The sequence below is a fragment of the Bacillus methanolicus PB1 genome (assembly GCF_000262755.1).
GTDB lineage: Bacteria > Bacillota > Bacilli > Bacillales > Cytobacillaceae > Bacillus_Z > Bacillus_Z methanolicus.
The window spans coordinates 639,112-653,925 of the sequence record NZ_AFEU01000001.1; the positions used below are offsets into that span (position 1 = coordinate 639,112).

13 protein-coding genes are annotated in these 14,814 nt (G+C 39.4%); 6 read left to right on the forward strand and 7 right to left on the reverse strand.

Going from position 1 to position 14,814, the window contains the following annotated elements; all coding sequences use genetic code 11:
* Positions 1 to 20 precede the first annotated feature (20 nt).
* The 3 genes from PB1_RS02955 to PB1_RS02965 form a co-directional block, all read right to left on the reverse strand.
* The gene (locus PB1_RS02955) at positions 21 to 1,211 is read right to left on the reverse strand and encodes a DUF418 domain-containing protein (RefSeq protein ID WP_003350671.1); all 1,191 of its coding nucleotides are present in this window, start codon (positions 1,209 to 1,211) and stop codon (positions 21 to 23) included.
* Between the two features lie 197 nt (positions 1,212 to 1,408).
* Positions 1,409 to 2,542 carry a zinc-dependent alcohol dehydrogenase gene (locus PB1_RS02960; protein ID WP_003350672.1) on the reverse strand — a complete coding sequence of 378 codons (1,134 nt, stop codon included), beginning with the start codon at positions 2,540 to 2,542 and terminating at the stop codon, positions 1,409 to 1,411.
* An 81-nt stretch (positions 2,543 to 2,623) separates the two neighbouring features.
* Positions 2,624 to 3,481: an MBL fold metallo-hydrolase gene (locus tag PB1_RS02965; RefSeq protein WP_003350673.1), complete on the reverse strand. Its 858-nt coding sequence runs from the start codon at positions 3,479 to 3,481 to the stop codon at positions 2,624 to 2,626.
* A gap of 290 nt (positions 3,482 to 3,771) precedes the next feature.
* On the opposite strand from PB1_RS02965, the gene PB1_RS02970 reads away from it, so the two are divergent.
* Genes PB1_RS02970 through PB1_RS02995 form a run of 6 tightly spaced genes read left to right on the forward strand, consistent with a single transcriptional unit; the run spans position 3,772 to position 5,727 of the window.
* Complete coding sequence (locus PB1_RS02970; RefSeq protein WP_003350674.1) at positions 3,772 to 3,993, forward strand: spore germination protein; 222 nt, start codon at positions 3,772 to 3,774, stop codon at positions 3,991 to 3,993.
* A 17-nt stretch (positions 3,994 to 4,010) separates the two neighbouring features.
* Positions 4,011 to 4,229, forward strand: a complete 219-nt coding sequence (locus tag PB1_RS02975; protein WP_003350675.1) for a spore germination protein GerPB — start codon at positions 4,011 to 4,013, stop codon at positions 4,227 to 4,229.
* A gap of 36 nt (positions 4,230 to 4,265) precedes the next feature.
* Entirely contained in the window at positions 4,266 to 4,883 is a 618-nt protein-coding gene (gene gerPC, locus PB1_RS02980) for a spore germination protein GerPC (RefSeq protein WP_238533081.1), read from the forward strand.
* Positions 4,880 to 5,062: a hypothetical protein gene (locus PB1_RS02985; protein WP_003350678.1), complete on the forward strand. Its 183-nt coding sequence runs from the start codon at positions 4,880 to 4,882 to the stop codon at positions 5,060 to 5,062. The genes gerPC and PB1_RS02985 overlap by 4 nt, the downstream gene beginning before the upstream one ends.
* A 1-nt stretch (position 5,063) precedes the next feature.
* On the forward strand, positions 5,064 to 5,471 hold the full coding sequence (locus PB1_RS02990; protein ID WP_003350680.1) for a spore germination protein GerPE: 408 nt from the start codon (positions 5,064 to 5,066) through the stop codon (positions 5,469 to 5,471).
* Between the two features lie 34 nt (positions 5,472 to 5,505).
* Positions 5,506 to 5,727: a spore germination protein gene (locus PB1_RS02995; protein ID WP_003350681.1), complete on the forward strand. Its 222-nt coding sequence runs from the start codon at positions 5,506 to 5,508 to the stop codon at positions 5,725 to 5,727.
* 247 nt (positions 5,728 to 5,974) lie between these two features.
* Here the strand turns inward: PB1_RS02995 and addA are convergent, their stop codons facing one another.
* The 4 genes from addA to PB1_RS03020 form a co-directional block, all read right to left on the reverse strand.
* The gene (gene addA / locus PB1_RS03000; protein WP_238533091.1) at positions 5,975 to 9,736 is read right to left on the reverse strand and encodes a helicase-exonuclease AddAB subunit AddA; all 3,762 of its coding nucleotides are present in this window, start codon (positions 9,734 to 9,736) and stop codon (positions 5,975 to 5,977) included.
* Positions 9,717 to 13,241 carry a helicase-exonuclease AddAB subunit AddB gene (gene addB / locus PB1_RS03005; RefSeq protein ID WP_003350683.1) on the reverse strand — a complete coding sequence of 1,175 codons (3,525 nt, stop codon included), beginning with the start codon at positions 13,239 to 13,241 and terminating at the stop codon, positions 9,717 to 9,719. The genes addA and addB overlap by 20 nt, the downstream gene beginning before the upstream one ends.
* A gap of 279 nt (positions 13,242 to 13,520) precedes the next feature.
* On the reverse strand, positions 13,521 to 14,075 hold the full coding sequence (gene lepB / locus PB1_RS03015) for a signal peptidase I (RefSeq protein WP_003350685.1): 555 nt from the start codon (positions 14,073 to 14,075) through the stop codon (positions 13,521 to 13,523).
* A 38-nt stretch (positions 14,076 to 14,113) separates the two neighbouring features.
* Entirely contained in the window at positions 14,114 to 14,725 is a 612-nt protein-coding gene (locus tag PB1_RS03020; RefSeq protein WP_003350686.1) for a TVP38/TMEM64 family protein, read from the reverse strand.
* Positions 14,726 to 14,814: the final 89 nt, after the last annotated feature.

The following is a 14,814-nucleotide window of genomic DNA, read 5'->3' on the forward strand; positions in this document are numbered from 1 at the left end:
TTTTTAATAATTTATTATTTTTATTGCGAGAATCGTTTCCATTTCGGCAGCGATAAATAAGTAAAACTTCGCCATAGCCATTCCATTGGTCCATAATAAAAATGCTTCATCCAAATGAAGCTTGCAGCTGTTTGAACAACGAAAATCGCTAAAGCAAGAATCGTGCCTTCCATTAAAGATGCCTTTCCATAATATCCAAGCCCGTAGCTATAAAAAATAAAAGTAGAAACAAGTGATTGGAATAAGTAATTGCTTAAAGACATTTTCCCTACTGCTGCTAAAAGCGAAAGAAACAAAGCGGTCCGTTTTCGATTGGCCAGAAAGGCAATGATGAGAGCATAAGCAATAGATAATAAAGGGCCGCCAAATATATCTTGAAAATAATCAATTGCAATATTTCTGCCAAATAGGTATGGAAAAATTTTAAGCATAATCCCCGTAATCCCTGCTGAAAGCATAATGAAAAGAAGCCTTTTTTTGTGGCGTTTGGGGTTTTCCAGCAACTTTAATTTTGCGGCTCCGGCTCCAAGCATAAACAATGGAAGGATGTCTGTAAGCGAAATAAGAAAAGATTCAAGGTTATTTGCCTCATACCAATCCCTTATCCTTTGTTCCGTTATCTCTGTAAAACTGCCATGGCTGTACACCTCGATTGAAGCAGCTGCAGCTTGGTCATCGTATGGATACCATTCTTCCTCAGGTGCAATCTGAATTCCGATCGTCAAAATAAAAGTTAAGAAAATATTTGGAATCACATAAAGCAGCATTCCGGTGATCGTTAAACTTCTTCCCGATAATTGTAAAAACAATAAAAAAATAAAACCAATTACAGCATAATTCATTAAAATATCCCCATGCCAGATAAAAAAAGCGTGGATCATTCCAATCAATAACAGCAAAAACAGCCTTCTCGCTGCTATCTTATAAAAATTAACTTTCTTTTGCTGTGACCGGTCCATCAAGATGACTAGTCCATATCCAAAAAGCATTGAAAACAGCGGGTAAAAACTTGCCTGTGCAAAAATATCAATAAATGTATAGACTGCTTTGCTGAAAGAATCATTCCACCATTTCATAGGGTCGATATAAAGAATAGGAGAATGAAAAAAAAGCATATTCACTAAAAAGATTCCGAGAATTGCAAACCCTCTCATTATATCAAGTGAAAGGATCCGTTCTTGATTCAAATTTACATCATTCACGTCCGGCATTGTTTGTCTCCTTATCAGAAAAATCTGTAAAGTATATTATACATGATTGACTTTAGAAAATGTATAATTGTTGTCATGATTACGTTATTATAATTAATTTCGCAAATTTTTCTGTACTTATATATAAAAAATTCCTGCATATTAGGATCGTCCTATTCTGGAACACCCGTCCTCAATGCAGGAATTCTATTATACCATTAAGGCTTCAATATAACCTTGATGCAATTATCTTGATGATCGTTGAAAATCTTATAGCCATGGCTTGCATCATTAAGAGGGATTTTGTGTGTTATAATTTCTTTTGGATCAAATTCTTTATTCATAATTTTATCAAATAGCTTCGGCATAATTGGGATAACCGGTGCCTGTCCCATTTTAATTGTAACATTTCTTATCCATAAGGCTCCTAATTCAAAATTATTGTAGTTGCCTCCATATACACCGGTAATTTGAATCGTTCCGTTTTTTCTTACAGCTTTCGCAGCAATCTTTAAAGGACTTAGGGTTCCGCCTTGCAGCTTTAATTTTTGCCCAACGAATTCAAGGGGTGTTTTTTTTCCATCCATACCGACGGCATCAATTACCTTGTCTGCTCCTCCTTGAGTTATTTCCTTCAAATACTCGCCCATGTCATCGTTTTTTGTAAAATTAAACACCTCAACATTGTTCATTCGTTTTGCATGGTCTAAGCGATAATCTAAGTAATCGACAGCAATTACACGTTTCGCACCTTTCATCCAGGCAAACTTTTGCGCCATTAAACCGACAGGTCCACAGCCAAGCACAATAACGGTATCCCCTTTTTTTACATCGGCATTTTCTACACTCCACCAGGCAGTAGGCAAGACATCAGATAAAAAGAGAAGGGATTCATCTTCCAGTTCACACGATTCCGGGATGACAAAAGGGGTGAAATTTCCAAAAGGCACTTTTAAATATTCCGCCTGGCCTCCCGGATGATTTCCGTACTTTTCTCCAAAACCAAAATACCCTCCTGAATCATAATTATCATTGGCATTATCACATTGGCTCGTCATATCATGTTCGCAATAAAAGCAATGTCCACAGGCAACATTAAACGGGACAACAACACGGTCCCCTTTCTTAACTTTTGTTACTTCAGGGCCGACTTCTTCCACGATCCCCATCGGTTCGTGTCCAATAATATAACCTTCAGGCAACGGAAAGTTTCCTTGATAGATGTGAAGGTCTGACCCGCATATGGCTGTAGATGTTATTCGTACGATAACATCATCTTTTTTTTCTATTTTTGCATCTTCAACTTCCTTTACTACTAAGGTTTTAGGTCCTTGATATGTTACAGCTTTCATTTTTTACACTCCAATCAAGAAGAAATTAACTTGTTACATTTTTTTACACGTTTTAATAAATTTTTTTGAGTTATTCGAAAATCAATGCTTTCGATAAACATAGCGCCCATAATCCGGAATTGCTATACGTTCAAAGTCTCTTGCCAATTTTTCCAGGCCTTTTGTAAGTTCGCCGCCGGACATTGGCATTCCGTGCCCGGTAATTGCAACTGTCGGTTTTAAAGCTTCAAGCTTTTTGACGGACTCCTTCGCTGCCTCCCAATCGGTTGTAAAATATCTCGGCGGACCGCTGATTTCCTGAATTTGCGTCACTACCTTGTAAAGCGACTCTTGTTTCACCGTAACAAATGCGTCACCGGCAATTAGGGAACGATCTTCATCTCTGAACAAGGAAATATGTCCGGGAGAATGTCCCGGTGTATGAATCCATCGCCAGCCATGCATATATGGGATACTCCCGTCGGAAGGAACTGCCTTAACACGGCTCCCGAGATTAATCGGTTCATTCGGGAACAGCGGCGACATTTTTGCTACTAATCCCCCTTCGACCGATCCATCAGGTTCAGGATAACTTGATTTTCCGGTCAAATAAGGAATTTCTGCCTCATGGGCGTATACCGGAACATCCCATTTTTCAACTAAGTCGACAACGGCTCCGACATGATCAAAATGACCGTGTGTAAGTACAATCGCTTTTGGTTTACTGTTTTCACCAAACCGTTCTTTTGCAGCATCGAGAATACGGTTAGCCGATTCAGGCATGCCTGCATCAATTAAAACCCAATCATTTGGATTTTCAGGACTGCCGACAAAGCACACATTCACAATCTGGTTCGTATAACAGTAAAGATCAGGCATCACAGCCTGTCCGACACCACTTGCAAATGATGTCATTGGTATATATCTGTGCTCCATCGTGTCCTTCATACGATCATGCATGTTATTTTCCATGAATGTTCACTACTTCCTCCCGTTATATTTTTTGCTCCCCTAATATTATGTTGATTCATTCATTCAATTATAATTATTTTGGGAAATCACAAGAAAATAAAGCGGTTTCAAATTAGAAAATTCTCAGTTTTCCGTGTGCGTTATGTTTTTCCAACTGCAAACATCATTTTTTCAAGATGTGATAACGGGCTTGTTGTAATAGAAATCATGGGCATTTTAATCACATTCAATTATCTGTCACATACGATATAAGAGAAACGATGAAAAGGGTGGAGGCCATGCCAGCGATTGTCGGGGTTGTGCAAGTGGTTTCGATTGGGAGCAGTTCTATTTTTAACATTGGAGATGTTTATAAAATGATGCCTATATCATCAGCAAAGACCTTTGCAGGGGCTGGTTCTTTTAATACCGGAGACGGTTTATACGTTTACAATCAACAAAGTTCCACAAACACATATGATACTGATCTTATTGATCAAGGAAATTTCTTTAACGCTTAAAATAACGGGTGATTAATATGAATTTTTATATACAGCAATCGATCCATATCAATTTGATAAAAATTGAGGGGATCAGCAATTCTTCTGTTTTGCAGATCGGGAGTGCAGGAATTATTAAACCGGTTTCGCATTTATACAACACAGGGGGCTTTAACGGTCCGGCTCCGGAACCAAAGCCTCCCGGTACGGCACCCCTCCAGGGAGCACCTGCAGTTCCTTTAGTATCGCCAATTTAAATATTAGTATTTCTATTTGTCTTCAATGGAGACGAGGTGATTGGTTTGAATCAGGAGTTTTATCAATACATTCAAAAAATGCACCTGTTTATTCAAGCGCAAGACAGGAAAATCCGCCAGCTGGAAAAAACAATTGAAGCAATTAACCATGAATTAGCGGAACTTAAAGAGAGGCCGGGAATCAGAGTGGATAAAATTGAATATAAATTTGACCAATTAAAAGTAGAATCTCTTGAAGGAACATTAAATATTGGATTAAATCCTTCTGACCTTCAGGGAATCGAAGACTTTTCTGTCGATAACCAACAAGTATGCACTTCATTTTCTCCGGAAGATCATATGCAAACAGTGATGGAACTCGAAAGTAACTTGTTTCATTACTTGGAAACAGAGATAGAACTTTTAATCAAGCAAACTCAGGAAAAATTAAATGTAAATATAGATGGGTCATACATTGATTTTATTAAAGAAGATATTAAAAAACAAATTCCAAACCGAATCGAATTTTATTTAAGACAAATTTCACCAGAAGAAAAATCGAAAGAAAATTGGAAGGAAAAAATAATTGCGCAGATGAAAAAAGAAATTGAGAATGGTGTATTTGTCTTTTTAAGAAATTTGCCTGACAATTTGAAAGGGATGAAAAAAGAATGAATTTCCATGTTCACAATCGGGAGATTTGCGTTGGCAGTATAAGAGTGATCGGTGTTTCCAGCTCCTCCTTATTAATGGTCGGAGATGCTCAGACGATCCAATTGGCAGCTGCATTTGATACACCTCCTGAATCATTAATTATTGGACCATTTGTACCACTAACACCGGATGTATCTTAATATGTTTCAACGTACTTCATTTGTCGATCAAATTTACATTAATACGATTTCCTTTTCCTCTTTTTTGCAAATCGGAGATTCAAATATGATAAACGGGTTTTCCCGAGCATTAGCTGTTCATAGGGAAACTGAATTTTATTATAGCAATGAAGGGAACTTTTCTGAATACACCGTTTTCTCCCAGCCTATTCCTATTACTCCAGTTCAGGAACCATTTACCTATCAAACATTTAACCATCATCCCATTATTAAAGTCGGCAAAATCGATATTGTCGGTATTTCTTCATCTTCTCTTCTCCATGTAGGAAACAGTAAACATATTTCAATGGAAGCGAGAGTGAAGCATATCCGTCAGCTTTTGCCTAGAGAAAACGAACAGAATCATAAACAAAAACATAAGTTAAAATAAATCTCACAATAGAGTAAAGAAAAGGATGTTTTTCATGCCAGCTTTTATCGGTCCCGTTCAGATTCTTAATATTGGGGGATCAGGAATTGTCCAATTTGGCGACTCTCTCATTATCTCTCCAAAAAGCAATTCTAAATCGCATTCCGGTTCCGGAGCGAGTAATACCGGAGGAATTGTGATTACGATTAACGGAATAAGTATTACAAATGTGATTGATACGAACTTAATTGACCAGCCAACGGTAGGTAATAATTAAAAGTTGAGAAAACACGGCTAATCCCTGGTCCACTTTTTAATATATTGGAATGAAAGCTCATAAATTTGATCGACGGCTCATTAACGAAATTTAAGGCTCAAATATCAGAATAAAGGCTTAAAAATCAGTATGAAGGCTAATAAATTAAAATAAGGGCTCATAAATCAGGATAAAGACTTATAAACGAAAATAAAGACTCATATATTTAAAAACGGCAAGGACCCTCGTCGCTTGCCGTTTTACTATATTAATGATTTCTAAATTTTAATAAGTGCCCGCCATCAAAAAAGAACAAATACCGCTCATGAACAGGCTTTCTTAATATTTGTTCAAGTGCACGGGCATAAAGGTTTAATTGAAGGCGGTACCTCGATTCCAAAATCGGTTTTGCTTCTTCAAATCCCCCTTTGTAACGATCCGTAATACCGTCTGTTTTATAATCAAGGAGTACAATACCTTCCTCTTCTTCAAAGAAACAGTCAATTACACCTTGTACAATGACATTTTCATCTCCAACTGTCCAGTCTGGATACGTTTCTTTTGCCGGCAGCGATAAACTGAATGGAACCTCTCGCATAACTTTCTCCGCACGTAAAAGTCTTTGACCTAAATCGCTTTTAAAAAATTTCACAATGAGTCCGGGATCGATTCCTTCTCTATGCTCCGCGGTAAGGAGCTCTTTTTGTACCATGGCATCCACCTGATGAAGAATCGATTCTTCCGTTAAAGGAAGCGACAGATCAATCTGCTGCATAACCATATGCATAGCCGTTCCTTTTTCTGAAGGTGATAATGTTTTTTCCTGCATAAATCTTGGCCGCTTTAAAAGAGGCTTTCTTATTTTCCGAAGCAGCTCCGTACTGCTTTCCTCACCGGCAAGATCAAATTGTCTCTTCATCTCGGAAACAGATTGCTTGGACCGGAATACAGAAGCATGATGGAATTCATATTTCCATGAAAGCTGATCGTTTACCCGTTCAGCATGGTTAGAAGTAACTGGCACAGGTTTCCCTTCTGCCACTTTATCCAGCAATTCTTGCCTTTCTTCTATTTTGCCTTCATTCAATGATCGGGCCGTTTCACTATGAATCATTTCCACCTGCCAGCATGATGGATGGTCTAATAGTTTTACATTTTCCTGATTGCCGCCGGCACGCAATACTTTACAATCCCTATGCCTAATAAGCGCTGGGCCGATCCATTCCAAATAACTGCTTGCATTCGCTCGGTTGTAATCATGTAATAGCCAGTTTTCGCCGGCAGCTGACGAAAGCCATTTATCCAGCGAGTTTTCAGCATTTTTTATCGAACCGATCAAATACAGCTTCTCTTTCGCACGGGTTAAAGCAACATATAACACTCTCATTTCCTCTGCCAGCATTTCCATCTTCTTTTTCCGCTTAAATGAAAGCTGCGCAATCGTTGGATATGATATCCGTTTCTCCGCATTGACATACCTGGAGGCAAATCCGAATTCCTTATCCAGCATAAATGGTTTTTTCAGATCCATTGTATTGAACTTGCGCGCTAAACCGGCAATAAAAACAACCGGGAACTCAAGGCCTTTACTGCTGTGAATGGTCATGATTCTGACTACATCCTCTTGTTCTCCAAGCGCACGGGCTGCCCCCAAATCATCGCCCCGGTCGATCATCCGTTCAATAAACCGGAGAAAGCGGAACAAACCTCTAAATGATGTCGATTCATATTGCCGTGCCCTGTCATAAAGTGCTCGAAGATTTGCCTGGCGCTGTTTTCCTCCCGGCATCCCGCCGACAAAATCATAGAATTTCGTTTCCCTGAATAAGTCCCAGATTAATTCTGATAATGATCCTTGACGTGCTTTTGTTCTCCAATTTTGAAGCTGGTCTGTAAACAGCCTGACTTTTTCATAGAGGGCTTCTTGATCAGCTGCCGGTTTTGCCCGGCAAAAAGACATCACAGCCTCAAAAAACGATCCCCACTTATTTGAAATACGTATTCGCGACAATTCTTCTTCGTTTAATCCAACAATCGGAGAACGCAAAACAGCTGCGAGAGGAATGTCTTGGTAAGGATTGTCAATGACCTTTAACAAAGACATCATAATCGACACTTCTGTTGCTTCAAAATATCCTGTAGATAAGTTTGCATAAACTGGTATGCCCTGCTGTTTGAACTCTTCCATGATCTCCGGAGCCCAAGTCATGGACCTGAGAAGAATCACAATGTCTCTATAAGTAATAGGCCTTATGCTTTTTGTTTTTGTGTTATATACTTTGGTCCGGCATTCAATGAGCTCTTTAATTTTTTTTGCCATTATCCTTGCTTCCAGCTGGGACTGCTGCAATTCCTCTTGGCTGAAATCTCCTGTTTTGTCTTCTTCAGGCAATTCTTCTGCATCCCTTTCAGATTCATCTCCGGCCTGGTCGATCAAGATGACGGAAACAGGGATTGGGGGTTCTTCCGGATACGGAGCTCCTTTTTTTAACTCTGCTGCTTCATCGTATTCGATTTCTCCAACCTTTACCCCCATTAGCTGCTTAAACAGAAAATTCGTTCCGTCAAGCACTTCTTTCCTGCTTCTGAAATTCCGTGCTAAATCAATTCGTAAGCCTGAATTCACACCAGTCGGCGTAAAACGGTTGTACTTGCTTAAAAATAAATTTGGCTCTGCCAGCCGGAACCGGTAGATCGATTGCTTGACGTCCCCTACCATAAAGAGATTTCCCGTCTCTTTTTCATCTTTCGTGACAAGCTGCAAAATTGCTTCCTGCACCATGTTTGTATCTTGGTACTCATCGACGAGAACCTCTTTGAAATGGCGGCGGTAAAAAAGCGCAGCTTCGGAAGGAATTCTTCTGCCGTCTACATCAATGCTTTCGGTAAGAATATCAAGACAATAATGCTCTAAATCGGCAAAATCAACTAATCCCTTTTCTTTTTTGACTTGTTCAAATCGTTCGGAAAAAGATTTCACAAGAGAAATAAGCGTTTCAATATGCCCTTTCATTTCGCGCATATCTTTTAAAAACGATTCAGGTCTTCTCGAGAAAAGTTCGGACTGCAATTCCAGCAATACATTTTTTGCCCGCTCTCTTAATTTTTGGGCTTTTTCGACCAAGTGCTTATCATATTCGTCTCCCCGGATTGTTTTAGCACGTGAAAAAGTCAATGTTTGCATGGCGCTATACAAAGTTGACCATGAATCTTTTTTTGCACTGATGAGAGTTTCAACAATATGCAAGTCATCTATAAAATTTTCTGCTCTTGGTGCCGGTCCGCCGGGAAGCTTCGTCAGTTCCATCCCTTCAAGAAGCATTTGTTTTGCCCCTTCAAGCTGCAGCTCGATGTCATACAAAAGAGCATCCATAAACGGAAGATCTTCCAGTTTCCCATTCTCATCCACATCATACATTTCGATAATCGATTGCAAATAGCGGTCAGGAGAAGGATTGGATCGGGCAAAATCATAAAGTTCCCTGATAATATCTTGCAGGGCTTCATCGCTCCGGTCATTCGTAAATGTGTCAACAAGTGAAAAGAATGCTTCATTATCACTTTTTCCGTACTCTTCTTCAAATAATTCATCCAAAACCTCATCACGCAGGAGCTGGGCTTCCGTCTCATCGGCAATTCGAAACCCTGGATCAATATCAATTAAATAGTAGTACTTTCTTATTACTTCCAAGCAAAATGAATGGAGCGTAGAAATCGACGCTTTATTCAAAAGACTTAATTGTTTTCGCAAATGCGCAGACATCGGATTTTTATTAATCTCTTTTTCTAATGCTTCACCAATTCGATGTCTCATTTCAGCAGCTGAAGCATTCGTAAACGTAACAACAAGCAGCTGATCAACATCAATCGGATTATGTAAGGAAGTAATTTTTCGAATAATTCTCTCAACGAGAACGGCCGTTTTTCCCGAACCGGCAGCTGCCGCGACAAGGATATCCCCGCCGTTTGCCATAATTGCTTTCCATTGGTCATCGGTCCAGTTTACATTTTCAGGCTTCGGAGGAATCATTATCGAATTTGTCAAGATCATCTACCTCCTTTCGGATTAAATTCAAAAAGTCATCTTTTTTATACGGCGTTAAAATGCGAAACTCATTGCTTTCCAGCGATTGATCGAACTGGCACACCGCTTTATACGGACAAAACGTACAAGGAGTTTTGTTCTTCATTTTATAAGGGGAAAGGTCGACAACTCCCTCTGTAATGGCATTTCCTGTTTTCTCATACAATTTCCGGACATAACGCCTTAATGCTTCGAACTCTTCTCTTGTCGCCACTTTTGAACGTTTTGACAATGTTCCGTCCTTTTTCATTCCGGCGGAAATGACTTGCGAATCTCCCGTTTCGAGCGTCTTGTCCATTAATTGGATCACATTTTGCTCTCCGAGGAGAAGTCCTTTCATTCGAAAACTTTTCATAATCTCTTTTTCAATTTCATCGAGTGTCAACACTTTTGAAGAATGTATAATCGGATTATGAACATGAAAATATAAGACTCCCGCAGGGTCTGCTTTTGTGCCGATTAAATTGTCCGAATGGGTAATGATAATATCAAGGTACGTAAGCATTTGCAATGCCAGACCGTAGTAAACTTCCCCGATATTTAAATCTTTTTCGCTCGACTTGTAATCTATCACTCTTAAAAATACGCCGCTCGTGTCCTCTGCTTTATCAACACGGTCGATCCGGCCGGCCAATTCCATTTTTGTTCCATTTTTCAAAGAAAAAGAAAGGGGCGGCAGTTTTTCCTTCGGACCAAAAGCCACTTCCAAGCCGATCGGGTAAAAACCGCTTGCCTTGGCGTGTTCGCTTAATACATACGAAGCTCTGCTGATAATTTTTTCTAATTTTCTTTTAATATATTGATGGCGTTTCGTACTCAACAGGATTTCATTTTGCAATTTTGGAGCCAGTTTTTCAACTGCTTCTTTCGCAAGAATTTCACATTGATCCTTTGTCATGTTTGCCCAGGACAAATTCTTTTGCGCTACCGTTTCTGCGATATATTTTAATGCACCATGGAATAATTCACCGATATCAGGAGCTTCAAGCCGGAACACTTGCCGGTCCGAGAGTCTTAATCCATGTCGGGTAAAGTGGGAGAATGGACAGCTGTGAAAGAGTTCCATCCTTGAGACGCTAGCTTGAATATGGTCTCCGTACAATTGTTTACTAACCTGCTCCGACAGCTTTTTAGCACGGTTTACATAGAATAAACCAGATAAGGATTTAACTGCAGTAGGCCTTAATCTGTCACTATTCATATAATAGTTATAAACATCCCACCATAAGTCATAAACCGGATAATTGCGTTTTTTCAGCTGAAGCTGTCCGGTTAAATAGGACAGGGCAGTTGTTTCATTTGAAATAAAATCAAGCTGCTCTTCTTCCGATAACTCTGATGGATCGGCAACAAAGAAATGAATGCGGGCATTAGGAAACAAATCCGTTAGTCTCTTAATATAGGAAGAAGGCATTAAGGCTTTTCCTTCTTCATTTGCCAAAGGATAACTTACATAAAGGTGTTCGGAAGGAGTAACAAATGCTTTATAGGCAAGAAAATTTTCGTCCAAAAGGCGCGTCCGGCTTCCCGGTGCAATTTTCAAACCTTTTGAAAGCAAAAACTCACGGTCTTCGTCGGCCAGAATGCCTTCATCACCCATTTTTGCTGGAAAAATCCCTTCATTTAAACCGATGACAAAAGCTGCTTTAATGTCTGACAGCCTTGATCTCTCCAAATCTGCAACTAAAACCTGGTCGATTGCAGGAGGAACAAGAGAAAATCTCAATGACTCCATCCCGGCATCAAGAATGGATGCAAATTGATTGAGCGTTATTTTTTCCTCTCCGAGCATTTCAACAAACTGGTCCAAAAGCTCCATAACGGCATTCCAGGCTTGATCATGCTCCCGCGCTTTTACAAGCTCGCCATTTTCTTCAGCAGCAAGCTTCCATTGTTCGAGTTTTGCTGGAATATCTAATTCTTCCAAAAATAAATAGACTGCCTCGCATAAATCTCTTCCCGTACCAGCTTTTTTAAGACGACGGGACATCCGGAGAAGCGGGGCCGTTATCATCGCTCTAAGCTCATTCAACTCCTGTTCGATGTTCTGTTCTGCATCTGTCTTTGCAACTGATTCAAATTCAAGACCTCTTATCCTACGGTAAATCCAACGTTCTTTTTTCGTCCATTTGTCGCCCTGGATTCCGTAAGCGAGAACATAATTTTCAAGCTTGTCCATTTGCTGGCGCAATTTAAGAACATTTGATTTCACGGGAAACAAGAGCTCTGTTTTTATGGCGCGAAATAGCGGTTCATAACGCCAATGGCTGTTAATGACCTCTAAACTGGAACGGATTAACTCAATAAGCGGATGGTTCAACATGGTTCGTTTCTGATCAATAAAATATGGAATTTCATGGTCATCAAAAATTGTCTCTAAAATATCATGATAATCGCTGCCATTCCTTACTAACAAAGCGATATCCCGGAACCGGTATCCTTTTTCCCTTACTAAATACTTGATCTTCCTGGCAACGCCTTCAATTTCCGCCCTCCTGTTAACTGCCTGGCAAATTGAAATCTCGGGTGTGCCTTCATAAAGTACGGCAGGCCTTGTGTCAAATTCCGATTCTAAATGTTGCAATGAATCATTTGTCCATCTCAGCTGCTCCGGAAGATGAATTTCGTTTTCTAATTCGATCCCGTTTGTTTTGATGATTTCATAAATCGTCTGACATGTTTCACCGGACAATCTGAAAAGATGAAGCTCGTCAGGTGCGTTCTCTTTATACAATTTATCACTCGTTAAAGTAATAGTAACCCGCTTGCAATGCTTCATTAATTTTTCAATAACCATATACTCCTGCGGGGTGTATGTGAAAAAACCGTCTATATAAATTTCTGCTTCTTTCAAATACTTGGATGCAGCGATTTTTTCCGAAAGAAGCCTTAGGTAATCCTCGGAATCCACATATTTTCCAAACAGTTCATCCTCAAACCGGCTGTAAATTAATGCAAGATCGTTGAGCTTATCCTTCAGATCTTGTTGATTTTGCTCCCCGTCCGGCCAAAACGCTGATTGTTTCTCCGATAGTTCTCCCGGGGTTACACAATAACGTTTAAATTCCGTCAACATTTGTTCCATTTGCTGGATAAATCCGGATTTATCAGCAGCCCGTTGGAAGATTTTCAGCTCATCCTTCTGATCTTCAATTATTTTTCTAATGAGCATGTTGATCCCAACACTGTTAAGATGATAGCGGCTGATACCGCCTGTTTCCTGAAGGACTCTCCAGGCCAAACGGGTAAAACTGAACACCTGGGCACGAATCATGCCGCCAAGATTAGGGGTAGTGACAAGTTTGTATTCAGATAAAAATGTCATTTGCTCCGGAACGAGATAAATGATCGGATTTCCATCCGGATCTTCAAGCAGCTTCTCCCTTATTTCCTTTAAACAATATTCAGTCTTGCCGCTTCCTGATCTCCCTGTTATGAGTCTTACAGGCATTCCCTTTCCCCCTCTTAAACACGGACTTTTTTCTCTTCTAATAATAGCACAGAAGGCAATTAATTTATTGTATAGGCTTCGGCCAAACTTGAAAAGTGTGCATTGTATCATAATCTTGGAAAAATAACGAGTAATTTTGCAAAAAACGAGAATAATTTTGGAAAAAATGAGAATAATTTTGGAAAAATTTTATATAATCTTGGAAAATCAGCACATAATTTTGGAAATTGCGGAAGCAAAAAAATACCACAGTTTTTAAAACTGCGGCAGACCCTCTCATTAAAAAGAAACATCAAATTCGTTTAACGGCCAATATCTTAAATTCACTTTTCCGACAACCTGATCGATCGAAATAAATCCAAATTGGCGGCTGTCCCAGCTGCCAAGGCGGTTATCTCCAAGGACAAAAAGCTTGCCCTGAGGAACCTTTTCTTCTCCTGTAATTTCTTCCAATGTAAAATCGCCAGTCAATCTTCCACCGGGTATTTGCTTCCGGTAAATATCTAAATATGGCTCATCAATTTTTTTGTCATTGACAAATAATTGATCATTGCGGTATTCGACCTTATCTCCAGGGAGGCCGATAATTCTTTTAACAAAATCTTCTTTCTTATTTGCATGGAACACGATGACATCAAACCGTTGCAACTCACCTAACTGGTAACCGATCTTATTTACCACCAGTTTGTTGCCGTCTTCAAGAGTCGGCATCATTGATTCACCTTCAACAATATAATTTGAAAAGAAAAAAGTACGAATAAAAGCAAATATAATCATTCCGATAGCAAAAGCTTTCAACCATTCAAAACCTTCTTTTTTTATTTCTTCTTTCATTTCATCTCCTCCATGCTTTTTGCCCGTACGTTTTTTCATTATGTTCTATCTTTTTCAACGCTCATATTCATTTTTAGTTCAATTCTTTTGCCCACATACCAAAGAATAAAAATAACGATCATAACAATAGCCGTTCTAATCGGCTGTTGGAACAACGCGCGGATGTCATAACCTATAAAACTAATCGTAAAAATCATCACCATTTTGCCCGTAATGACTGCCAGCAAATATTGTGCAATACTTACTTTTGACAGCCCTGCCACGATGTTGACTATAGCTGAAGGCGTAAACGGAAAACAAAGCATCAGGAAAAGCGGGCCAAACCCATGACGCTCAACCCAGCTCATCAGCTTTTTCACATAGGAATGCTTTCTCAGGAAACGGAGCATCTTCTGCTGGCCATATTTACGTACGAGCAAAAAAACAAGCAATGCTCCTCCAACAGCACCAATCCATGAAAATAAAAACCCGAACCATAATCCGAATGCATTTGCATTTGCCATGACAAACAAAAATAAGGGAAGAAAAGGAAAAAAAGCCTCAAACATTGGGAGCAATATTCCCGGAATCGGTCCAAAAGAGCGATATTCTTTTATTAATTCCAAAATTTTTTCTAGCGTGAACCATTCTCGTATTAAATCAAAATCCATTCATAATCTCCTTGCTGAATATCGATCTTAATCCTGAAAATTTGTTTATTGTCGCTACTTTCTTATTTTACACGTTCTTTTTGCAATTA